The 21,664-nt window shown below is 70.9% G+C and carries 22 protein-coding genes; 9 read left to right on the top strand and 13 right to left on the bottom strand.

The genetic code is table 11. The annotated features are described in order from the left end of the window. Positions 1-260 precede the first annotated feature (260 nt). Entirely contained in the window at positions 261-1,007 is a 747-nt protein-coding gene (locus tag BLW04_RS20285) for a hypothetical protein (protein ID WP_139306938.1), read from the bottom strand. A gap of 516 nt (positions 1,008-1,523) precedes the next feature. Here BLW04_RS20285 and BLW04_RS20280 point away from each other — a divergent pair. Beyond that, positions 1,524-1,772, top strand: coding sequence for a hypothetical protein (locus BLW04_RS20280; protein WP_091546568.1), 249 nt, complete (start codon positions 1,524-1,526; stop codon positions 1,770-1,772). Between the two features lie 238 nt (positions 1,773-2,010). Here the strand turns inward: BLW04_RS20280 and BLW04_RS20275 are convergent, their stop codons facing one another. Beyond that, entirely contained in the window at positions 2,011-2,583 is a 573-nt protein-coding gene (locus BLW04_RS20275) for a class I SAM-dependent methyltransferase (RefSeq protein ID WP_217631147.1), read from the bottom strand. Between the two features lie 330 nt (positions 2,584-2,913). On the opposite strand from BLW04_RS20275, the gene BLW04_RS20270 reads away from it, so the two are divergent. The 7 genes from BLW04_RS20270 to BLW04_RS26140 all read left to right on the top strand — a co-directional run bounded on the left by BLW04_RS20270 (position 2,914) and on the right by BLW04_RS26140 (position 8,800). Beyond that, positions 2,914-3,606, top strand: a complete 693-nt coding sequence (locus tag BLW04_RS20270) for a hypothetical protein (protein WP_091546566.1) — start codon at positions 2,914-2,916, stop codon at positions 3,604-3,606. Beyond that, positions 3,603-3,833 carry a hypothetical protein gene (locus tag BLW04_RS20265; RefSeq protein ID WP_091546562.1) on the top strand — a complete coding sequence of 77 codons (231 nt, stop codon included), beginning with the start codon at positions 3,603-3,605 and terminating at the stop codon, positions 3,831-3,833. Before BLW04_RS20270 ends, BLW04_RS20265 begins: the two co-directional genes overlap by 4 nt. Next, positions 3,830-4,387, top strand: coding sequence for a hypothetical protein (locus tag BLW04_RS20260; protein WP_217631146.1), 558 nt, complete (start codon positions 3,830-3,832; stop codon positions 4,385-4,387). The genes BLW04_RS20265 and BLW04_RS20260 overlap by 4 nt, the downstream gene beginning before the upstream one ends. A 2-nt stretch (positions 4,388-4,389) precedes the next feature. Continuing rightward, entirely contained in the window at positions 4,390-5,283 is an 894-nt protein-coding gene (locus BLW04_RS20255; RefSeq protein WP_091546556.1) for a hypothetical protein, read from the top strand. After that, on the top strand, positions 5,280-6,011 hold the full coding sequence (locus BLW04_RS20250) for a hypothetical protein (protein WP_091546552.1): 732 nt from the start codon (positions 5,280-5,282) through the stop codon (positions 6,009-6,011). The genes BLW04_RS20255 and BLW04_RS20250 overlap by 4 nt, the downstream gene beginning before the upstream one ends. A gap of 7 nt (positions 6,012-6,018) precedes the next feature. After that, on the top strand, positions 6,019-6,870 hold the full coding sequence (locus BLW04_RS20245) for a phosphoadenosine phosphosulfate reductase domain-containing protein (RefSeq protein ID WP_091546549.1): 852 nt from the start codon (positions 6,019-6,021) through the stop codon (positions 6,868-6,870). 64 nt (positions 6,871-6,934) lie between these two features. After that, positions 6,935-8,800, top strand: a complete 1,866-nt coding sequence (locus tag BLW04_RS26140) for a hypothetical protein (RefSeq protein WP_139306937.1) — start codon at positions 6,935-6,937, stop codon at positions 8,798-8,800. A 138-nt stretch (positions 8,801-8,938) separates the two neighbouring features. On the opposite strand, the gene BLW04_RS20240 is transcribed toward BLW04_RS26140, so the two are convergent. Both BLW04_RS20240 and BLW04_RS20235 read right to left on the bottom strand, forming a co-directional pair. Then, entirely contained in the window at positions 8,939-9,877 is a 939-nt protein-coding gene (locus tag BLW04_RS20240) for a hypothetical protein (protein ID WP_091546546.1), read from the bottom strand. Continuing rightward, positions 9,874-10,236: a WhiB family transcriptional regulator gene (locus BLW04_RS20235; RefSeq protein WP_175484164.1), complete on the bottom strand. Its 363-nt coding sequence runs from the start codon at positions 10,234-10,236 to the stop codon at positions 9,874-9,876. The genes BLW04_RS20240 and BLW04_RS20235 overlap by 4 nt, the downstream gene beginning before the upstream one ends. A 288-nt stretch (positions 10,237-10,524) precedes the next feature. Between BLW04_RS20235 and BLW04_RS20230 the strand changes: the two genes are divergently transcribed. After that, entirely contained in the window at positions 10,525-10,986 is a 462-nt protein-coding gene (locus BLW04_RS20230; protein ID WP_091546540.1) for a hypothetical protein, read from the top strand. On the opposite strand, the gene BLW04_RS26985 is transcribed toward BLW04_RS20230, so the two are convergent. From BLW04_RS26985 to BLW04_RS20195, 9 genes are all read right to left on the bottom strand, one after another. Beyond that, positions 10,964-11,131, bottom strand: coding sequence for a hypothetical protein (locus tag BLW04_RS26985; protein ID WP_175484163.1), 168 nt, complete (start codon positions 11,129-11,131; stop codon positions 10,964-10,966). The genes BLW04_RS20230 and BLW04_RS26985 overlap by 23 nt on opposite strands. A 9-nt stretch (positions 11,132-11,140) precedes the next feature. After that, positions 11,141-11,626, bottom strand: coding sequence for a prepilin peptidase (locus BLW04_RS20225; protein ID WP_091546535.1), 486 nt, complete (start codon positions 11,624-11,626; stop codon positions 11,141-11,143). A 465-nt stretch (positions 11,627-12,091) separates the two neighbouring features. Then, positions 12,092-13,291: a hypothetical protein gene (locus BLW04_RS20220; protein ID WP_091546532.1), complete on the bottom strand. Its 1,200-nt coding sequence runs from the start codon at positions 13,289-13,291 to the stop codon at positions 12,092-12,094. 187 nt (positions 13,292-13,478) lie between these two features. Further along, positions 13,479-13,655: a hypothetical protein gene (locus BLW04_RS26980; RefSeq protein WP_175484162.1), complete on the bottom strand. Its 177-nt coding sequence runs from the start codon at positions 13,653-13,655 to the stop codon at positions 13,479-13,481. 13 nt (positions 13,656-13,668) lie between these two features. Continuing rightward, a complete protein-coding gene (locus BLW04_RS20215; protein WP_217631145.1) occupies positions 13,669-14,322 on the bottom strand; it encodes a hypothetical protein in 654 nt (217 codons plus the stop codon). A 235-nt stretch (positions 14,323-14,557) separates the two neighbouring features. Continuing rightward, positions 14,558-14,836, bottom strand: coding sequence for a hypothetical protein (locus BLW04_RS20210; RefSeq protein WP_091546525.1), 279 nt, complete (start codon positions 14,834-14,836; stop codon positions 14,558-14,560). A 44-nt stretch (positions 14,837-14,880) separates the two neighbouring features. Further along, positions 14,881-15,552 carry a hypothetical protein gene (locus BLW04_RS20205; RefSeq protein WP_091546521.1) on the bottom strand — a complete coding sequence of 224 codons (672 nt, stop codon included), beginning with the start codon at positions 15,550-15,552 and terminating at the stop codon, positions 14,881-14,883. Continuing rightward, positions 15,549-16,145 (bottom strand): hypothetical protein, encoded by a 597-nt coding sequence (locus BLW04_RS20200; RefSeq protein ID WP_091546517.1) that lies wholly within the window; start codon positions 16,143-16,145, stop codon positions 15,549-15,551. The genes BLW04_RS20205 and BLW04_RS20200 overlap by 4 nt, the downstream gene beginning before the upstream one ends. Continuing rightward, complete coding sequence (locus BLW04_RS20195) at positions 16,145-21,496, bottom strand: hypothetical protein (RefSeq protein ID WP_217631144.1); 5,352 nt, start codon at positions 21,494-21,496, stop codon at positions 16,145-16,147. The genes BLW04_RS20200 and BLW04_RS20195 overlap by 1 nt, the downstream gene beginning before the upstream one ends. Positions 21,497-21,664 lie beyond the last annotated feature (168 nt).

The following is a 21,664-nucleotide window of genomic DNA, read 5'->3' as shown; positions in this document are numbered from 1 at the left end:
CCTGCGGCGCTGTACCCGGGCGCTGCGCGCCCGGGCCGAAGGGCTTTTCGGCAAGCCGAAAAGAAGTGCGGGAATGGCGCGGGCTGAATCGGGGAAGGTATCCGGCCCGCGCCATTCCTGGGTATCACGTGCCCGAGGTCATTGCCTCGGGTTCACGGTCACGGTGAGGACGAAGTAGTCCTCGGCCTCCAGCGGCGCCCGAATGTTGTCCGGTCCACCGCGTCCGGGTCACTGGTGTGGATCACCACGTCCATGTGCGGTCAGTCCTCCAGGTCGATCCGGGACACGCTCCACGTCAGCGCATCGGCGCGGTTCGCATCGGCGCGGTTCGCATCGGCGCTGCGCGCCTCCCGGACCATCGCGTCCGTCACCAGCTCCTCGGCGTCCAACTCGCTCTCGGCCTCCACGGTGAGGCGCACGAGCTGGCTGGTGTCGACGAGCACCGTGTAGGACCGCGTGCGGCCCGGCAGGTTCCACTCGCGCATGAAGTCGTCGAACTGCCCGCACAGGTCCATGTCCGTGGCTCGGCGCCCGGCGGCCTCGGCGAACTCGGCCTTCCACCGCGCGTGCTGGACCTCTTGCTGGTCCAGCATCGCCGCTAGTTGGGCGACCGCGTGCAGGCCGCTGCGCGGCGAAGCCGGGCCGTCCTCACCCGCGACCATCCGCGTCACCCTGGCGTCGAAGACCCGCGCCTGGGCGGTGTGCTCCACCATGGCCCCGGCACACAGCACCCGGGCAGTCACCGGCTCCCCGGCCACCAGCGGCGTCCGCAGACCGATCCACCGCCCGTGCAGCGGCGTCTCACGCCCCTCGGCGATCCACACCGACTCACCGAGCCGGGGCAGCACCACGGCCCCGGCCACGTCCTCCTCTTGTTGGCCGGCCACGGTCACCGTCGTCAGCCCGGTGGTCGCCACCGCCACCGCCTCGCCGATGACTCCCCGGTCGGGCAGATAATAACTCCGCCCGAGCAGGTCTTGAGCGACACTCACTGCCGATTCCGACATTCTCACTCCTCATTTCGCGGGACTGGTCAGGTCCCTCGGTGCGCGCCCCTGGGTTGGTACCCGCGAATCCCATTCTAGGGCGATTGTTTGGCGCATACCGGCTTGTCCACCGGAAATGTGGGACCGGTACACCCGGCATGGGGTGCAGCGGTCCTATGAAATGAGCGAAGCAGGCCCGTGATCGCATCGTTATCGCCGCGTTCTCTAGCTGTGGCAGTGGAGGCCGCCAGGGGAAGGCCGCGGTGGAACAGCCGGCGAGCCGGCCGGCCGCCGCCCGGCGCTGAGACGGTGTGTCAGAGCCCTGTGGGGGGTGCCGCTGAGGTCTGCTGGGCCGGCCGGGCAGCACCAGCCGGCCCGAGCCCGGCTTCGCCGCGGCCCGACCCAGGACAGCGCTTGGAGATCCAGTGACCACGTCGAAGCCTCGCCGACCCCGCTCCAGGCGGCGGACCGCCTCGAGCGGCGCTGTCGAGATGGCACCGCGGTGGGTGGGGTGGCTGGTGTTCGCAGCGGCCGGCTGTGCCCCTGGTGGCCGTGGGCGTGCTGGTCACCACTGACTGGCTGGGCTACGGCCTGTTGGCGATGTTCCCCTCGACCACCGCCCAGCACATCGCGGGTGCGGCGCTGCCGGCCGCGATCGTGCTGCTCGTGGCCGTTCGTACGTGGTGGCCCGTGACAGCAGTCCGCCCACCTGCGCTGGCCGGCGCAGCCTGGGGGTCTGGGCGTGGCCATGTAGTCGGTGGAGACGCCGGCCTCGTGAACGAATGATTCCAGCGTGCCCATGGAACCGGACTGGAAGAAGCTCGTGTCCACCGCGGTGTCGCCGTTGACCAGATGTCAGCCGTAGCTGGCCTCGAACGCGGTGCCGATGGCCGCGATGGTGATCTTGCTACCGATGATGTCGCCGGCCAGAGGCTGCCGGAGCTGGATGCCGTACGGGCAAGGTCTCCTAGATGACGTTGCCGAAAGCCGTCAGCCGACTGCGCCCACGGCGAGGTGGTGGTGCTCAAGCAGCGTGACAGCCACCTCTGAAATTTCGGATCGCCTCAAGATCGGAACCCCGGAAGTTGTCAAGGGAGAAGGTGTCGACGGGCCAGCGGTAGGCGGTGACGACCTTGTGGTCGAACCCGGCCACGTCGTCGTCGCTGTCGAAGAAGCCGACGACGAGCACGCCGGAGGAGTGGAGGAGCTGGCGGAACACGGTGAGCACGCGGTCGAGTTCCGGCGGCGGCAGGTGGATGGTCGAGTACCAGGAGAGGATCCCTGCCACGGAGTGCTCGGGAACATCCAGTTCGGTCATCGAGCCGAGCTGGAACTCCGGGCCGGGATGAGTTGCCTGAGCGTGCGCGATGAACTCGGGGACCATGTCGACGCCCGTGACCTGTGCGCCCAAGGAGTGCAGATAGGCGGTCCAGTGACCGGGCCCGCAACCAAGGTCAAGCACCGGTCCGGAAAGTCCGGTCAGGTGCCGCCGCACGAGAGCAGTGTCGTCCTCGTGATCTTGCCAGCCGCCGTCGAACAGGCCGATGTACTGCGCAGACATGGTCGAGTACGCGTCACGCACCGGCTGGAGATCCACCGCTGGAGGGTAGGACCCGGCGCGTGCCGATGCGGTGACCCGCCACGGACAGCCTGCGGCGCACAGCCCCGGGCTGGGCGGGCACCAGAGTCGGACGGTCAGTCCAACGGTCGGGTGGCAGTGGCCAGTGCAGCCCTCAGCTGAGGCGTGAGCTGGATCTATCGGCGGGTGGCTCTCGCACCTGAAGACCAAGCGGCGATGCAAGCGCACCTCGAGCCGACCGGCGGTCACACCGCACGCCCAGCGCTCACCTTCCTGAGACGACTGAGACCCGCCGGCCGCCTCCTCGGGGCAGGAGCGGACACGCGCCCCCGAGGAGACCCACAGCCGATGGACGTCCTGACGATGGCCTGGCACGCCGCCGGCGCCCCCGACGTCGAGCCACCCACCCGGGAGGGCCTCTGCGCCCGCTGCGGGGCCGGCGGGCCGCTGATCGCGGCTACCGAGGTGGTCTCACGGTCCTTCACCGGCTACGACGGATGGGCCGACCCCGGCCGGACCGGCGTCTGCCCGCCGTGCGCTTGGGCCTACCGGCACCCCCCGCTGCGTGCCACCGCCCACCTGGTGACCCGAGCCGGCCAGCTGCAGGCCCTGACCCCTACCGAGGTCGGTGAGCACCTCGAGGTCCCCCTGAGCGCGGACCGGGCGCTGATCGTGCCGCTGCACCCCGGCCGCAAGCACCTGGCGCCCACTGCGGCCTGGGGGCGCGTCACGATCGAAGACGCCCACCTGTCCTGGGCCCCCGCCGACGTCGAGCGACTGGCCGCCCTCCGCCGCGTCCGCCGGCTGGGCTTCGGGTCGCGGATGCTCACCGCCCCCGCGCCGCCCTGGAGCATGCTGTCCCGGCTGCCGGCGGAGAACTACCCGGCCCTCCTCGCCGACTGGGCAGCGCTGGACCCATGGCAATCCCGACGCCCGTGGCTGGACCTCGCGCTCTACGCCACCGTCGCCGACACCGGCGTCCCGCCGGCGGCACCTCGTCCTCGATCTCCCCTGTCGAACCTGCGAAAGGCCCGTCGATGAGCTCACCGTTCCAGACCGTCACCAGCCCCGCGGACGAACTGACCCACCTGGTGCTGCACTCACCTGCCATGCCCGGGCACCGGCCTGAGGAGCTGCCCCGCGCCACGCTGTGCGGCGGCCGCAGCAGCGGGTGGCATGCCAGCAGCCCGGGGGAGGTCGGGTGCCTGACCTGCCTGTACAGCGCGCCGCAGTTCATGGCCCTGCCCGGCTTCTGGGTGATCCGGTGACGGTGACCACCACGGCCACCACGGCCACCACCAGCAGCACCACCACCGCCGCCGCCACCGACACTGCCACCATCGGTGCCACCACATCTCCCACCACCGATGCCACCGGCTGGGCGGGTGCGTCGGCGGCCGGCGGTCTGGAGGACAGCCCCACCGACCGCTGGCTGGCCGTCTTGGGCGAGCGCATGACGCCTCTCACCGGGCCCGCCGGCGTCGCCGAACGTCTGCTGCTGCTCATCCACTACGGCATCGACTGGCAGAACGGCTGGGTCAGCCGCTACCGACGCACCTACTGGGAGCAGCTGCTGCCCGACCGGGTCATCACCGCCACCTACCGAGCCGGCACCCTGCGCCGCTGGTGGCGCGACGTGGCCTCCGAACTCGGCTCGGCCCCCCGCAACGCCGCCGAGCGCACCGAGCTCGAGCAGCTGCTGCGCGCCGACTCCACCCCGGTGCTCATGGCGCTGCGGCTGGAGACCGAGGCCCTGCTGCTGCGCACCCGCATCGTCGCCGACGCCGTCCGCGACACCCGCTCGACCCCAGGAGCCAGCTGACCGTGCCCAGCACTCTGAAGTGGACCGCCACCCTGCGCGCCACCTCCTCGATCGCCCACGGCGGCGAGACCCGCGGCACCATTACCCTCCTGCGCCGCGAGCTGGTCCTGACTCCCCTCGGCGTGCCCATCCACGTCCCGATCGTGTCCGGCAACGGCCGACGCGGCCGGCTGCGGCGCATCGGGGAAGAGCTGCTGCGCGACGTCTTGCACTACGAGCAGCAGCTGCCCCTCGCCGCCGCCCACGCCCTGCGCGGCGGCGGCTCCCTGGCCAAGACCACCGGGGAACCGCTGTCGGGCCGTCGCCTGCAGACCCTGCGCGAGCTCATCCCCCAGGTCGGGGTCTTCGGCTGCGCCGCCGGCGGCCGGATCATCGACGGCTGCCTGCAGGTCGGCAAGGTCGTCCCCCACCTCGCCGAGACCAGCCACATCCTCGACCCCGCCCCCCAGGCCGCCCTGCCGGCCTTCGACGCCACACAGATCGAGACCTACGTCCGCCAGGACGACACCAGCAACCACGCCTTCGCCGAGCTCACCGCCGTCGACCGCATCCCGGTCATCGACGGCATCCCCCAGCTCGACGAGCTCCCCGAGGCCTCCGACACCGACCAGCTCATGCGCTACCGCATCGAGACCCTGCCGGCCGGCACCACGATGAGCACCTGGCTGCGGCTGGACCGGGCCACCCCGCTGGAGGTCGCCTTCTTCACCGAGGTACTCGAGGTCTTCACCCGCGACGGCCGGATCGGCGGCCGCGCCGCCATCGGCCACGGCCAGGTCGCCACCGAGCTCACCTGCACCCAGCTCGTCGGCGAACCCGCCGAGGCCGTCGACTGGCGGGCCCACCTGCTCGCCGACCCCGCCGCTGCGATCACCGCCCTGCAGGCCCTTGCATGACCGGCCACGTCCCCCTCACCGTCCGCGCCGACCTCGCCGGCGGCATCGCCCAAGCAGCCCCCTGGGGCATCGCCCTCGACGGCCTCCTGGCCTCCGCGCTGTGGGCCGACCACAAGGCCGCCACCCACGCCGCCGGCCAGCTCACCGACCGGCTCATCGACACCCCAGACCCCGCCGACCTCGACCTCCCCCTGGCCCGCTGCACCACCGACGTCGACACCTGGCACTGGGCAGCCACCTGCGCCCACCCCGAGGACCAAGCCCTCCCCCTGCCCGAGGTGCGCACCTGGACCGGGCGCACCGACCACCGAGCTATGGAGCAGCTGGCCGCCACGCTGCCGGCCTCCGTCTCCGACCGCCAAGGCCGCTACCGGGCCCGCCGCATGCCCCTGCTGGTCACCACCTGCCGCGCCGTCAGCTGGCGCGCGGTCGGCGACGTCGACGCGATCGCCGCCCTACTGCAGACCGTCACCGCGATCGGCAAGAAGCGCTCCCAGGGCGAAGGCCACGTGCTGGCCTGGACGGTCACCCCTGACCCCACCCTCGACTCCTGGGAGGCCGCCCACCTGCACCCCGACGGCACGCTGGGCCGCCCCACCCCGGCCGGTTGCCTGGCCGGCCATCCCACAGTGCCCGACGGCGGCCGCGGCACCGCCGGCCTCCGCCCGCCCTACATGCACCCCGCCCGCCAGCAGCTGCTTCACCTGCCCGCACTGCTCGACGGCTGACCGTTCGGTGACCCAGCCCGGCCCCGGCCTCGACCTGCACGCCCTGCGGGCCCTACAACGCCCCCGCGCGGCCGAAGCCGGCCTCGCCGACCGCATCACCGCCCACCTGGAAGCCCACGACGGCTACGTCGCCTTCTCCGGCGGCAAGGACTCCCTCGCCGTCCTCCACCAGATCCTCGCCATCGAGCCCAACGTCCCGGTCGCCTTCTTCGACTCCGGCTTCGAGTTCCCCGAGACCTACCGCTACCTCGAGCAGATCACCGACCAGCTGCACCTGGACCTGCACTGGTACCCCGCCCGCCAGACCACCCTGGAAGTGCTGGCCGCCAGCGGAGCCTGGGACCACCGCGCACCCCAGCCAGCCCAGCGCACCGACCTTCACCAGATCCTCATCACCGAACCGGCCAGCCGCGCCCACCGCGACCACGGGCCTGGCGAGCTCTGGGGTGTGCGCGCCCAGGAGTCCCGCGGCCGCGCCGCCCTCTACGCCAACGCCCTGCGCACCGAGCTCGCCCAGCACTGCACCTGCCGCTGTCAGGCCGCCTCCCGTTCCGAGACGGCACGACGCGCCCGCCACGGCGGGGTGGTCCGCCGCACCGACAGCACCGTCGCCTTCGGCCCAATTTGGGACTGGAAGACCAACGACGTCTGGGCCTACCTCGCCCGCCACCAGTTGCCCGTCAACCCCGTGTACGCCAAGCTGCGCGCTCTCGGCGCCCCCGAGCACGCCCAGCGGGTCTCCCACATGATCGACGGCAGCCAGCTCGAGCAAGGCCGCGCCACCTGGCTACGCCGCGGCTGGCCCGAGCTCTTCGAGAAACTATCCGCGGTACTGCCCCGGCTGCGCGAGTTCATCTAAGCGGGAAGACCGAAAGCCCTCCTTGTCGCAGTGAAACGACCGCGGGTTGAGGCATCATGGCCCTATGGGCAAGGACAGTCGACGGAAAGCAGAGCGCCGCGCCGCAGTCAAAAGCGATCCCGAACTCCGGAAAAATAAGGAGTACAACGCGGCATTGTCTCGTGTAAGAAGCAGGGGCGCTTCAGTTGAAGAATTCATGCATATCGCAAGTCGCGGAATGCCTTGGTTCCAAGCGTTGCTAGATCACCGGCATGAAGTGCGGTTTGAGTCCTCCGAACGTCCACCCAAAAAAATTTTGATGGCTGCATACTTGTGTTTGACGGACGTACCTCCCCTAGATGCTGCCTTGTTGAAGCTCGGTTACAGCACTTTGGGGATCGCTGCTAACAGCTATGGTCGAAATTGGCCAAGTCATTATGCATGGGGACTCAACAGCATCGTTTCAGCGCTTCGCTTAACCATGGTGGGGCAGTACGCTGGCGCGGCCCTGATCGCTCGGAACCAGCTTGAACGTTGGACTCAACGCATGGCTGATGTGAACGGTTGGACTCAGACTGACGACGAATCATTCGAAAAGTTCATGAGTCGCGTATGGGCAAAGTCTGGCGACTATAATTCCAATGTCCCACCGTTGCCCCGTGAGATCCCAAACGCGTACCCAACTCTGCAAATAGCGGGTGGCTGGACATTCCCCTTTCCCCTAACGCCGAGCGAAGCCACCAATGCGTCTGTTGGTAGCGCCCCGATGGCTGGCGACGTGTATGCCGACCTGTCTGAGCTAATTCATGGTCGAGAGCACAGAGAAGCCGTTGCCTGGGAAAGTCATGACCTGCTCAAAACGCCATCACCAGACATTGCGCGTGTTGTGGAATGTGCTGCGGATCTGATCTTGAGTGCTCTAAGGCTCAGTACGATATGCCTTCGTGGCCTAATCGATCGCCTTTCTATTGAAAAAGGGAAGGCGAAGAGTGGCAACATTGCACCGTTCGACGTGGGTCTTATGCCGCCAATCCCGTGGAACTACACCGAACCAGTGGTTCGGGGGCTGGCTATTCGAGGTCGCGCAGAGCCGAGCATGGAGCAGGCGGTAAGAAAGTATGACCACCTTCTCAGGTTGCACACGCTCTCCGCAGCTCAACCTCTTGGCCCCTCTGCTACGGAGCTAGCTTTCGTCACTCGGCGGGTTCGAGCCATTCGGACTGCTGGTGATGTTTTCGCTGTCGAGGATGGCGAGCCGTCGGGCAATCCAAGTGCATTACCGTTCGAGGACACCTCTTTTGGATTCAACTACAACTACATCATGGTGGCAGAAAGCACGGGCCTACTCAGCGGTTGGCTTAAGAAGCCAGAGCCCGCTGCCGCCGCCGCTCTTGCCGCGTCGGCCGTACGCACCGCGTACTGGCTATGGCTAGAGGATGATGATCGCTCTATGGCCGCCTTGCGGACTGTGCTGGAAATGGCAGTACAACTGAGAGTGTGGCGACGAAACCCATATCAGGCGGCCGGGATTCTGGCCAATCCCGGAAGCAAATTTCGGGATTGGCTAGGAAAAGCGGGAGTCGAGTGGAAGCCTCTGTCCCCTTTGAACGACGCGCTCAACAAGATGTCCCACGCTCAAGGCACGCCGCTGTGGCGGGATGCCCGTCATCGACTTGAAGTAATGAATCCCGATCGGCCAGCAATTGCATCAGGGCTATTTACAGGCCGAGGTGCTGCGCTCAAGTGGGTACACACCCTACTCGCGCAAGAAATACTGGAATCAGCTAGTGATGTAGATTCGCAGCTAGGCGACTTGATGAAGGATCGATTCGCCGACCATGACTTATGGAACGTTAACAAACTAAATGAGTTGAACCGATGGATGAATCATCTCAAAACCTACGCAGGTCAGCCCGTGGTCGAGACGCGACCCTTGTTGATAGAACCCTAGGACCTATTGACTTTTGCAAGCCGCACTGCTGGCAGCTACGTGCCGACTCACTTCGGTAAGCGGGAGCCGCACCGCTCCATGGCCGTGTAGGTAAAATCGTTGACGGGCGCCCTGCCTTTCTCGGCTTCGGCTCGCTCCTTAGCGTCCTTCGTCGCCTTGCTTTACCGGGCCGGTGGGCATCTGGATGGCTTCACCGGCGAGTCCAGGTGTGAGTGGATCCAGCCCGACGTGGGCCAGCGTCGACCACAGCGTCTCGTCGACGTCGGGGCGTACGGCGCCGGCGTTCGCGGTCGCCTGCCGGTGCACTGCGATGCCCAACACGAGCTGCTCGAGCACCGGTCGGGCCGAGGGCTTGAACCCCGCGGCCGCGGCGCCGGCCCACCCGAGCGGGCGCTCGGCGTCGACTAGCGGCAGCGTCATCCTGCCGCGGCGCTGCACGGGCCGGGAGCGATCCCCGGAGTCGACCGGGTAGGGCGGCAGCGGTCCCCGCCGGAAGCCGGCCGGGTCGAGGTCGACGTCGGCCAGCACCGCCCACAGCCGCTCGTCGACGCGCTGGGCGTCGCCGTGACCGGTCAGCTGGTGGCGGTGCCCGGCGATCGCCAGCACCAGCTGCTCGAGCACCCGCCGGCTTAGCGGGTCCAACGCCGTCGCGCGCCGGCCGACCCATCCCAGCGGCCGCTCCTCGTCGACCTGCAGCCGGGACCAGGCCTCCTCGCAGCTACGCAGGAACTTCCGGGCGCGCTTGCCAGCCATCTGGTCCAGGACGCCGTCATCGAGAGCGTCCTCGGTGACGTCCATCAGGTCCTCGAGGACGTCGAAGGCCAGCTCGGTGAGCTCGGGGTCATCGGCCAGCACCGCCCACAGCGACACCCAGCGGGCCCGGCCGTCGACGTCGGACTCGCGGGGCAGCAGGTTGTCCCGCAGGAGCCGCTGCAGCTGCTCGGCCGGCAGCACCCGGATCTGGTCGCCGTCGATCGGGTCGGGGATGGGCGTGGGGTCCTTCACCCGGGCCCACGGCGACCCCAGCGCGCCCTCCAGCCGGTCGGGGGTCGCGGCGAGGGGCGTCTGGCTGGTCATGCCGCCACCTTTGTCCGGGAGCCTGCCCGGGCACGCTCCGCGGCCCGGTGCGCGGCGTTCGCGGCACGGCACTCAGCGCAGCGGCAGCCTCGTCGGCGGTACCACCACAGGTTCCCCTCCCCGACGGGGTGCAGTGCCTTGGCCCGGTCGGCGGCCGCGGCGGCCGCGGCGGCCCGGGCCAGCTGGTCCTGGCGGGCGTCGAGGAGCGGTAGCAGCGGCCCGTCGACCCCGGCCAGGCCAGCACGGTCGGCGGTGGTGGTGCCGGCCCAGTAGCCGACCGACCTGGTCTCCAAGGCCCGGGTCAGGCAGGACTGCCGGGTCGGGCAGGACAGGCAGAGCCGGCGCTGCAGGCGGGGCACGAGGAGGTCCTCGGAGTCCGGGACCCAGTCCAGGTCCTCGCGGCCGGCGCAGGAGGCAGAAGGCCCAAAACGTGAACCGGAGGCGACCCCACCGCGGTGAAGTGCCTCCGGAACAACCTGCATGCTCGTAGTGCGGTCAGCGTAGTTCGCGGCGGGTCGGTGCATCAAGGCGTTCATCGGGTGCTCCCTCATCGCTGGCTGGTCAGGCCGGCGCCGCCTGGGTCAGCGACGCGTCTGCGATGATCCCCACTCACGCTGCGGACTGTCAAATGGGTTGGGGGCGACGGAGTGGCCGGGCACTACACCTACGACCAGGTCGCCGACCGCATCGTCGCCGAGCTCGGTGTCCCGCGGCCGGCCCTCTCCACCCTGCGTGCGGCCGCGGCCACCGCCGGCCGGGGCATGAACCAGCGGGTTCGGGTAACCGCGGGCATGCCGCGGCCCCAGCAGGGCCGGGTGGACCGGCAAGTCGTCTTCGACGCCACAGCGATCGACACCTGGCTGGCCAACCACCCCGCCCGCGCCGTCCGCCGAGCTCGAGCAGCTCTCGCCGCGGCGGCCCCCGAGGACCGCCAGAGCGCGGTCGACCAGGCCCGTGCATCGGAGCTCAGTTGGGCCGAGGTCGCCGACACGATCGCCACCGTCGAGGGGATCTCGCGCACCCGCCAGTGGGCGCAGCAGCGCTACGGCACCAGCCGGGCGCAGCAGCAGCCGGCCGGCGCAGCGGTCACCGAGCCAGCAGCGAGCTGATCCCCACAGTCAGTGCGGCCGCGGCCACCATCGCCGGCCCGAAGGGCAGCCGGGCATGCCGGTCCGCGCGGCGGGTGAGCAGCAGCGGCACGGCCAGCACCGCCTGCAGCACGAAGGCGCCCACCACCACGGCCTGCCAGCTCACCCAGCCCAGCTACAGCCCGGTGACGCCGGCCAGCCGGACGTCGCCCATCCTCATGCCCGAGGGGGAGATCAGCGCCATCAGCAGGTGCAGGACCAGCAGCGCCACGCTGGCCAGCGCAGCACGCAGCAACGCCTCCCACGCGGAGGTGGTCGCCGCGGCGAGCAACAGCAGCACCTCGCCACCGGCCAGAGCCGGCCAGACGATACGCCGCGGCAGCAGCTGGTGCTGGACGTCGACGACGGTGAGCGCCACCGCAGCGGCGATGAACCACAGGTAGGCGGGCAGGACGGGTGAGACGCTGGCGCACAGGAGGGTCAGGGCGAACAGGGCGCCGGTGACCACCTCGAGCACCCCCGCCGGCACGGGACGTCGCACTCGCCCCGAAGCGGCCCCCGACGGGGCACCGGTGGGCACCAGGTCACCGACGCGGCGGCGGAGCAGCCCGCCCACGACCAGCCCGAGCGCCCCGATGACCAGCGCAGCCAGCGCGATCACCGTCGACCGCGCCCGCAGCTGACCATGCGGTCACCCTGACACGGCCGGCCCGCACCGGGCCGCTGGTGTGGTGCGGGCACGGCGTCGCCGGCCCAGGGCCGATAGTGGGGGCTGTGTCGTCCCGCGATCCTGGCCGGCCGCCACGGCAGCTCCCGGTCCCCGATCACCTGATCGTGACCAGCTGGGACGACCTCCGCACCGCGCTGGAGGATGCCGAGCGGGTCATCGACCCACCCCAGCCGATCCGCGTCCGGTGGAGCGGTGAGTGGCACGCCCCGGCCCTGCTGCACGGCTGGATGCGTGATGAGGAGCGGGGCGGCGGCTGGTTCGGCTGCGTGGAGTACTACCGGGAGATCGCCCCCGGCTTCGGGTTCGCGGTAGGCCGGTGGACGCCGGCCTACCGAACATCGAGCAGGCCCCCGAGGACAGCCCGCCGTTCTGATTCCGCCCGGCCCACGGGGCAGGTCACCGCGGAGGCAGCACCACGACAGAGGTGTCGGTCCGGAAGATCCCGTAGCCGCCGGCTCCGATGGCCCTCGGCAGCACCGTGTCCGCCGGCATCGTGGTGATCTGACCGCCGTTGGCCGTGTCGATCCGCACGCGGTCGCCGTTCTCCGCCGACCCGTAGCCGACGCCCTGGTCGTCGATGGCGGTCACGATCGGGTAGAAGCCCAGGCACACCGCGGTGTGGTCGGTGAAGTCGACGACGTTGCCGGCGATCACGGCGTACCGGCCAGACGGTGACCACGGCGCGACGTCGATCGGCTCACCGCTGCAGCCGCCCAGGTCCTTACCCGTGGCCACGTCGACGTGGCCCACGGTGGCGCCACCGGGGGTGACGACCAGACCCAGGTAGCTCTCGCCGCCAGGCACCCACTGCCCGCCGTAGAGCAGGCCGGAGGGGCAGGAGCTGAAGAAGGACTCGTCGGTGCACTGCCGCAGCGCGAGCTCCTTGCCGCGGTAGACGTCGAACACCGTCTCGGTCCACTCGTACTCCCCCTCCCGCACGGTGACTGGGTCGTGCCGGGTCGCCGTCCCGGTGGCCGGGTCGATGACCACCGTGCCCCACCCCTGGTCGCTGTCGACGTAGAGCACGATGTTGGAGCCCAGGTGGGTCTCCATCCGGTCGACGCCGTCCACGGTCGCCCGACCGCCGACCGCCCCGGTCCTCGCGTCGTAGGTGCTCACGCGCGTCACCGGCTTGGAGGTGCCGGTCTCGGTGCCGTGCTCGACCAACCCCAGCCAGGTCGTCTCCTCCCCGACGACCGACACCAGCGAGGGCTTGATCTCGGTGTCGGGCTGGAGGGGGTCGCTGACCTCGAGCCGCCACTGGCCCGTCCCGGTCATGCTCACCGACTCGATGATCGGCACGCCCGCGTCGTCAATGGCGTAGGAGGCCACACCGAACGGCGTCACCTCGTAGGTGTCGCGGCCGTCCTCGCCGCGCTTCACGGCTCCCGCACCGGTCCGCAGGGCGAATCCCGCGGTGGTATCGAAGGTCTCGGGGACGACGAGCCCGGCCGGCACGGCCTCCAACAGCGGGGCCAGCGAGCTCGCCAGATCGGCCGACGAGCCGTCGGCAGCGGGTGGGTCGCCGTCGGCGCCGCAGGCGGCGACGGTCAGCCCGAGGGCGGCGGTGACGACAAGCACGCCGGTCCGGCGCATCTGATCTCTCCTCACGTAGTGGTACTGAGGAAAGGTCTCGTTGCGCCCGTGTTGTGACATCGAGTCTGACTCGAACTTGCAGCTCAGAGCGCTAGTCGAGCGAGACCAAGCGTGTTCGAGCCGCGACCGCTCACCTGGGTGTCCGCGGTGTCGCGCGTGCAGCGGCGTAAGGCCGCTCCTGTTCTGGCTACCCCGCAGCTCGCTCAGGTCGCCGCTCCGCTGGGTCACCCTTGCTGGCCGGCTTGGCGGAGGTGCCCTCTGCCGGTTCCTCGAGAGGCGCCTCGCGTCGGTAGGAGGCCACCCCGCGGGCGATGTCGGGGTGCATCAGGAGCTCGGGGCGACCGTGGCGATCGGTGTAGGGCATGGCGCGTGCTCCTTCAGGTGCTGGACGGGTCGTCGAGGTCGACGAGTTGGACGACGTGCCGGCTGCCGAGGGTGCCGTCGGGGCGGCGGTAGCGAGCCTGATGAGAGCCAGCGACGCGCAGTCGCATTCCGCGGGGCAGCAGGTGGTAGGTGTTGTCGACGCTGTCGGATTGGCCGAGGTACGCGCCGCGGCGGGTCTGCATCTCGAACACGACCGAGCGGTCCTCGGGAGCTGCGTCGGTCTCGATCTCGTGCATGGTGTGCGCGCCGGCGGTGAACCTGTCGAAATTGACGATCGTGCCGGTCGGGAAGTTGTTGCGCACGAAGCCTTCGAGGTTCGATCGGTTGATCACCTGGGGCATACGGACGTTGCTGTAGATGACGTGCCCGCGGTCGTTGGCCCGCTCGAACGCCTGCACGGCCCGGTCGATCCGCTGGATGCTCCGCCGCTGGCCCTCGTCGAGAGCCTGGATGTCGCCGGCGGCGTCGGAGAGGGCGTCGTTGAGCTCAGACCACCGCTCCGGCCGACTGATCAACGCCTCCGTCGCGGTGAACTGGGTGGCCGGCAGGCGGTCCTGCGCGGCCCGCTTGCTCACCGACCGGGCCTTGCGCTGGCGGGAGCTCAACGGCACCCGGATCGCGTCCGGTTCAGGCAGCCCGCGCTCCATGACAGGGTGTGGGACCTCACCAGTGGTCGCCCGGGGCATGGCGCGTTCCCGGTCTCGCTGCTGTCGGGTCAGCCCCGGCATCGCCTCCACGGCTGCGTCCAGCTCCCGCGCCCCATCACGTGTCTCGGCTCGTACCCCAGCAGCCGCAGCGCCGATGGACTGAGCCTGTTTCGTCGCGGTGCTGGAGGAACCGCGGTCGGCGGCGACGACGTACCCGTCGGGGTTCGCGCTGCGACTACGCCCCATCGGAGGCTCCCCGCCCAGCCTGGTCGACGTCGTCGACCTGGTTGACGACGTCGGCCTGGGCGCCGGCAGCCGCGACGACGTCGAGATGCACCAGCCGACCGGCGGCCGCGTAGAGCATGGCCGTGCACTCCACTCCGGCCCAGCCGTAGGGCTCACGGTGGATCCCGAGCCGGCCGCGCTGCACGCCGCCGGGGGACGTCCAGCGGTCATCGACCGTGCTGCAGCTGGTCGCCGGGTTGTAGCTGATGTGCACCTCTTCCGTGATCACAACGGAAGAAGGTGAGCGCGAGGACGACGGTGTGACCAGGGTGATCACCGCAGCCCATGAGCGACGGCGAGCTCGTTGAGGTCGACGTCGGGTGCGCCGGGCAGCCAGGTGCGGGTGCTGCCCTGCTTGGGCGCCACGGCCCGGCCCCGGATCCGCCAGGGGCCCATCTGGGTCAGCAGCTCGTGGACGAGCAGCTGGGCGTGGAAGCGGGTCGCCACCACGCAGAACCCGACCACCGTGCCGCTGTTGGGCTGGCCACGCTCCCGGCTCCGGCTGGTGACCCGGGTCAGGGCCGCCTGCCGGACGCCGTGGTCGAGTTCGGTGATGGTCACCAGGTGCTGGTCCAGCCACTGCTGCTCCCGCCAGGCCGGGAGCACGCCGCGGCCCTTGGGCAGCGCGATGCGCGCCAGGGCGTCCTGGGCGTAGTCGGCGGTGCGCTGCTCGTCGCGGCGCACCTGCTCGTCGAGGCCGGCCAGGGCCCGCACCTGGGCCGCGTGGGCTGACGAGATCGGGGCGCGGTCGTCAGCTCGAGGCCGCAGCCACCGCTGCACGGTGCGCCGGCTGACCCCCAGCTCCGCGGCCGCGGCCGCGGTGTCGGGCCCGCCGCGGCGGGCGAGCCCGAACAGCATGAGGAGCGCGACCGTCAGCTGGTCGCGGGTCCAGACCGTGTCTGCGCCGAGCGGGTCACCGTGCTCGCCGACGGCCGGGCCGCTCACAACCCGCTGCGTGGGTCGTCGACCGCGATGTCGCTGATGGAGTCGAAGCCCCAGTCGTCGAGGTAGTTCTCGCTGGCGTAGGTCTCCAGCCAGGCCATGTAGCCCTTGTCCCCGCCGTCTTCATAGGCGGCCAGCATCGCCTCGGTCGCCTCAGGTGCCAGGTCCAAGGTGATCTTGCGGCGGCGGCGGTAGGCCGTCCCGCTGCGCAGCGGCCCCTGCTGTCCGGTAACGCTCAGCTTCGCCCCGTAGCGACTGCGCGGGCCCTGCCGCACCGCAGCCATCGCCTTGCGCCGGCCGGCCTTGGTCGTGGCAGCCTGCCGCGACTTCGCCACCACCTTCGACAGGTTCGCCCCGCGCAGCCGGATCCTCTGGCTGGCGTTGGTCACCCACCGCTCGGCGGTGCGCCGGGAGACGCCGAGCTCGGCGGCGACCGCGGTCAGGTTGATGCCGGACTTGGTGTTGGCCGGCCCGCCGATGGCCAGCAGCATGCCGCGCACGTCAGCGTCGGGCCGCCCGCTGACGTCCCCGCCGCGGCCGGTCAGCGCGCTGAACAGCGTCCCCCGTAGCTGGGGGGTGAAGCCGGGCTTGTCCATCAGCGCTCACCGGAGGCCTGCGCAGTGCCCGGCTCGGCCGCACCAGGCTCGCCCAGCAGCTCCTTGCCCTTGTAACCCTTGCCGGTCAGGTGCGGCAGCTGGTCGACCAGCAGACCGCTGGCCTCGGGCTTGAACTGCCCCAGCCCGCGGCCCAGCTGGGCCGGCTTGCCCGGCCAGGCGCTGACCGGGTCCGGGTCGTCGGAGAGGTACAGGACGGTGTCGGCGGTGACCGCGACCGGCCACCGGTCGCTGTCCCGGCCAATCTGCACGATCCGACGCAGGATGTTCGCCCGCGCCTTGGCCACGATGTGGTGCCGGCGAGCCGGGTCATAGCCCGGGCGCCCGGCCATGAACGTCTCGCTGCCCAGCATCCCGATGGTGCGCGTGTAGACGACCTTGAGCAGGTCGCGGGCGCGCTGGGCGTCGACGTCGTCGGTGTCCAGCGCGGTGCGGGCGTCGCGGATCCGCTCGTACCAGGGGTCGAGCACCCGGGAGTGCTCCGGCCACGTGTAGGCGGCCAGCACGGCGGGCTCGTAGCCGAGCTCCCAGGCCAGCTGCAGGCCCGGGGTGGTCAACCAGATCGGCTGGGCCGGGGCCGAGCCGCGCGGGATGAGGGGGTGCGGGAACCGCCAGTCCCCGGCTCTCTCGGGCACCTCGATCTTCCAGTAGCCGGGCAGCTTCGGGTCGAAGTCGCGGCCCTGCGGGTGGTGCTCGGCTTCCCCCACGCCGAGCTCGAGGCCGGCGACGCCGGCGGCGTAGGAGCCACCGCGGTCGTAGGCGTGGACGAAGCGGGCCGACCGCTCGGTCTCGGTGGGCACCCGGGACCAGTTGATGTCCTGCTCGAGGGTGGACACCTGGGCCGGGGGCACCGGGTCGCGGGGGGCGAAGAGCCGCTCCCGGTCCTTCCAGCGCAGGTTGATCATTAGGTCGATGCCGGTCGCGGAGGCGCCCATCGCCCACGGGGCCTTCAGCTGTTCGGTGAACAGCGACAGCCGTCGGGCCAAGGTGGCCGGCGAGGGGCCGTCGGCCAGCACGGGGGTCTCCAGCGGGTCGGCGTTCATGGCCGGGATGAGCGCGATCCACACGCCGCGACGCTCACCTCGCCAGACCCGCGTCCAGCCGCGCAGACCATCGCCGCTGCCGCCGAGCTCCCAGCCCTCGGCTCGCGCCAGCTCCACCAGCGGGGTGCCGCGGGTCAGCTCGTAGATGGCCTCCACCCGCTCGGTGGGCTCTTCGGGGATCGCGTCGACGTCGATGTCGAGGGCTGCCAGCAGCTCCCCGGTGATCCACAGCTGCCCGGGCTCGCTGCGCCAGTTGGTGACCTGCGTGCCCAGCTGCAGGTCGTGCACGAGCTCGGCCAGGTGCCCGATGTGGGTCAGCTCGGCGGGGAGGTCGCGGCGGGTGCCGTCGGGCAGCCACACGCCGTCGGTGTGGGCGACGGCTGCCGGGGCGGCGAACGTCGCAGCTGCAGCCACCGGCGCACCACGCTGCGGGCGGGACGCCGCTGGTCGCAGCGTGGCGGGGGTGGCCGGCGCCCGCGCTGCGGCGACCGGCGCGGTCGGCGGTGCGGGCCGGGTTGGCGCTGCGGCGGGGACGGGTGCCGGGGTCGGCGTCGACGTCGACGAGGTGACTGGCGCCTGCTCGGCGACAACGGCCGTAGGCGCAGTGGCCGGCTGCGTGACCCGGCTGGCGGCAGTGCTGCGCATCCAGCAGGGGATGTGCAGCACGACGCCGGCGAAGCGAGCGGCGCAGGACCGGCCGCACGCCTGGCAGGGCCGCGGCTCGTCGAGGATCTCCGCGACAGCCAAGGTCCCCTCGGCGTCGCTGTACTGCTGGGCCATCGCGTCATGCTCCTGCTCGTCCGCGGGGCTGGTCAGGCCCTCGGTTGGTGCCGGCGACGCTAGACCTCCCTGCTGCGAACTGTCAAATGACGGGGGGCCGAACAGCGCCGCGGCCGCGGCCTCCACTCCAGTCGCTGCAGTGCTGTCGTCGTCCTCGACGGTCACCTGGTCATCCCCGTCATCGGGACCGAGATCATCCGGCCCCTCGGGGAACGTCAGCGTGCCGTCGACGTCGCCTTCCTCACCCAGCAACTCCCACAGGCGCAGAGCGGTAACCCGCTGCCGGCGGTCCTCGCAGTGCAGGGTGCGCTGCACCGTGAACCGCGGGGTGGTCCCGGCCCGCTCCTCAGCGATCAGCACACCCTCGTCGTAGAGCGCCCGGATCGCCGTCCCGCGGTCCAGCTGCACCGCATCGGCCATCGTCCCGGCGGTCGCCTTCAGGACCTGCTCCAGCGCCGTGGAGTCCACCAGCAGCTGAGCGCCGCCATCCCGTCCATCCGGGTCGTGCAGCACGTACCCGAACCGGGTCCCCCGCGCCTCGAGCTTGTACCGAGGGCCACCGAACTCATCGACGCCCACCGCGACCCGTCGCCACCCGAGCCGGCCGGCCAGCGGCCACGGCGGTGGCTCACCGGTCCGGACGTCCTCCACGTAGGCCAGGCCCGAGCGCAGCGCGTGGCACAGCAGCTCCCGCACCCGCGCGCCGGTGCGCGAGGGCATGTCCGGGTCAGCGGTGGCCGCGACCGCCTGCCCCAGCGCCTCATCGACCCGGGCCAGCAGCTGCTCCTGCTCCGCGGCGGTGATCGCCTCGACGTCGACGAGGAAGTCGCTCATCGCGCACCAGCCCGACCACATCGACCCGACGGCCTCGGCCTGGCGAACCTGCTCACCGTCAGCGCGCAGCTGCTCGGCGTACCGCTGGGCCTCCTGCGCGTAGCGGGCCTTGTAGCCGGTCAGGTCCGCGGCCAGCCACCGCAGCATCGACGACATCAGCAGAGCCCGGCCATGCCGCGACGCTTCGCCATCGAGTGCGATCAGCGCCTCGAGGGAAATCTCCTCAGCCTGCAGCGGCACCACCAGCATCCGCTGGGCACCAGAACCCGGCCGGGGCATGACCTCGCTGGTCACCATGGCGCTGGAGCGCGGCGGGGTCCCGTCGAGCACCCCCAGACCGTCCCGGGTCGACCGGGAGCGCTGCTCCCCGTTGTGCACCAGGCGCGCGAACTCCTCCAGCAGCTTCTGCGCGGCCAGCCAGTCCTTGGTCGGGGCGACGTCGTCCGCCCAGTACAGGGCGTCCTTGGCGGCGTTGAGCTTGATGCGCAGGGCGTTGAGGGTGTCCCCGTTGCCCGACATCGAGCTCGCCGGCTTCCGCCGGTCCCACAGCTCACCCCAGTGGTGCATGCCCAGCGACGCGATCGAGGTCTTGTAAGAGCCCGGCGAGCCGATCAGCGCCAGCACCCACGGGTTGGGGCCCAGCGCGGACCGGTACACCTGGCCCAGCATCGGAGCCGTGACCCGGGCCGGCAGGCGGGTCAGCATGCCGGCCGAGTGCTCCACGAAGGCCGCGCGCAGAGCGGCGGCGTCGACGCTGGGATCGGGCAGGTCATAGCGCGCCAGCGGGCCGGTCAGCAGCACCGGCATCTCCTGCGCGCCCTGGGCGCTGATCCCGCCGCCGGCGTGCACGAAGCACCACCCGACGTCAGGGAGCTCACGCCAGCCGGTCGAGCGGTAACGGGTCGTCATCCGGATGTCGGGGCTGACGGCCTTGATCGCACGGCGCACCGTCGCCAGGCCCGCCGGCTTGCCGTCGTAGTCCGGCTGCCCGGGCAGGGCCTCCATCCAGCTGGCGTCGCGCCACTGGTCGGCGCTGATGCGCAGCTGCATCACCTCACCGCTGGTCGGGTGGGTGAAGGACAGCACCAGGCCGGAGAGCTCCGCCGGCGCCGGGGGGTTGAGCACCGTCTGCGTCAGCCGGGACTCCCGTCCCCTCAGCTGGGGGACGTCGACGTCGATGGCGATGGCGTCCTCGAGGTACTCCATCTCCAGGATGCGCACGTCGATGCCGAGGACGAGCTTGAGGTCCTCACCGGCCTCCTCGTCGGAGTCCTTGCCGCGGCGCTTCTCCCGATCGACCTGCACGATCTGGTGGTTCACGATCCGGAACAGCGGCTGGGCGATCGCGGCCCCATCGACCGTCAGGCCGCCGTCTCGGCGGGTGAACCGCTCCGCGGCCTGCTCGGTGGCCGACCCGGGCCGGGGTGCCGGCGCTGCGGCCAGGGCCGCCGGAGCAGCGTTGGGCACTGCGGCGGTGACGTCGACCGGTGGCGTCAGCTGCAGCGCCGGCGGAACGGGCTGCCCGACCAGCTGCAGCGCCGTCCGCGCCGCCGTGGTGGCCTGCCGCCGCAGGTCACCGGCGGTGGTCAGCGCCTCCTCGGCCCACACCGTTCCGGTGCGCGCGGTGTGGGACCGGACGGCGTCCAAGGCACTGTCCAGCACCTCGTGCCGGATCTCGGCCTCCTGCGCCCAACGGCGAGCGAAGCGCACGGCCTCCTCCGCCTCTGCCTCGCCGGACTCCCCGGCCACCGCCAGCTGCGCCTGGGTCTCAGCCAGCGTCTGCTCGACTCCCGCAGCCCTCGCCCGGACCTGGGCGACGGCGGCCCACGCCGCAACCTCCTCCAGGTGCACCGGCACGAGCTGCTCAAGGGTGTGCCCGGCCTCGAGGTGATCGCTGAAGTCGCTCTTCGCCGCGGTCGGTACCGGCAGCAGCAGTTCCACGGAGGCGCCGACAGCGGTCAGCTCCCGATGGGCTGTGACGCCGCGGTCCCAGCCGGTGTCGTCCCGGTCGAGCACCACCCGCACGTCAGCGCCACGCAGCGCCTCGGCGAGCTCGGCGCTGAAGCCCCGGCCGCCCTGGGCGTTGGTCGTCGCCAGCAGACCCAGCGCCTCGGCGGCGGCAACGTCCTTCTCCCCCTCCAGCAGCCACACCGGGGTCCCGGACGCGACGCCGGCCACCACCTGCGGCAGCCGGTACAGCACGGGGGCGAAGTTCTCAGGCTTGCGCTTGACCCGACGGTCGGCCACCACGAAAACCTGCCGGAAGGCCTTGTGCGGCGTCGAGCAAGAGGTGCACCGCTCCCGAACGACCTCTTGCACCAGGTGGCCCTCGGCGTCGGTGTACGGGTACGTCTCGACCGCGAGCCAGATGTGCTCCGGCTCCGCGGTCAGGGGCTCATCGCGCACCGGTTTGGCGATCGGCTGAGGCAGGCGACCCAGCCGGCCTCGGCGCTGGCCGGCGCGGCGCTGCTGCGGCGAACGACCGGCGCGCACCCCTACCCGGTCAGCATGGGAGGGCTGGGGGGCCTCGTCGAAGAAGTCCGAGGGCGCTAGCCCCAGCGCGGCCGCCAGATCGTCGAAGTCGGCGTTGCAACCGTGGCAGCGCAGCAGCACCTGCCCGCGACCACCGCCAGAGACCCACCGCACCGCCAGCGACGGGCTCGCGTCGTCGTGCACCGGGCATGGAGCCTGGAACACGTCCTGCCCGCGGTAGCCCCTAAGGGGACGCAGATGAGGAGCCTCAAGAGCTGCGACGACGCGACGAAGCGAGGTGCGAGGGCCGCGGGCTACATCGCCCGCGAAGGACTCACTCACGGGCACCAGCCCGTGCGACACGAGTCACGA

It is taken from the genome of Modestobacter sp. DSM 44400, from assembly GCF_900107175.1.
Lineage (GTDB): Bacteria > Actinomycetota > Actinomycetes > Mycobacteriales > Geodermatophilaceae > Modestobacter.
This window is presented reverse-complemented; position numbering and strand designations above follow the sequence as displayed.

Coding starts and splice junctions, on each gene's coding strand:
- BLW04_RS20285 (WP_139306938.1), bottom strand. CDS start 1,007: ATGTCGGAATCGGCAGTGAGTGTCGCTCAAGACCTGCTCGGGCGGAGT.
- BLW04_RS20270 (WP_091546566.1), top strand. CDS start 2,914: ATGGACGTCCTGACGATGGCCTGGCACGCCGCCGGCGCCCCCGACGTC.
- BLW04_RS20265 (WP_091546562.1), top strand. CDS start 3,603: ATGAGCTCACCGTTCCAGACCGTCACCAGCCCCGCGGACGAACTGACC.
- BLW04_RS20250 (WP_091546552.1), top strand. CDS start 5,280: ATGACCGGCCACGTCCCCCTCACCGTCCGCGCCGACCTCGCCGGCGGC.
- BLW04_RS26140 (WP_139306937.1), top strand. CDS start 6,935: ATGGGCAAGGACAGTCGACGGAAAGCAGAGCGCCGCGCCGCAGTCAAA.
- BLW04_RS20240 (WP_091546546.1), bottom strand. CDS start 9,877: ATGACCAGCCAGACGCCCCTCGCCGCGACCCCCGACCGGCTGGAGGGC.
- BLW04_RS20220 (WP_091546532.1), bottom strand. CDS start 13,291: ATGCGCCGGACCGGCGTGCTTGTCGTCACCGCCGCCCTCGGGCTGACC.
- BLW04_RS26980 (WP_175484162.1), bottom strand. CDS start 13,655: ATGCCCTACACCGATCGCCACGGTCGCCCCGAGCTCCTGATGCACCCC.
- BLW04_RS20215 (WP_217631145.1), bottom strand. CDS start 14,322: ATGGAGCGCGGGCTGCCTGAACCGGACGCGATCCGGGTGCCGTTGAGC.
- BLW04_RS20200 (WP_091546517.1), bottom strand. CDS start 16,145: ATGGACAAGCCCGGCTTCACCCCCCAGCTACGGGGGACGCTGTTCAGC.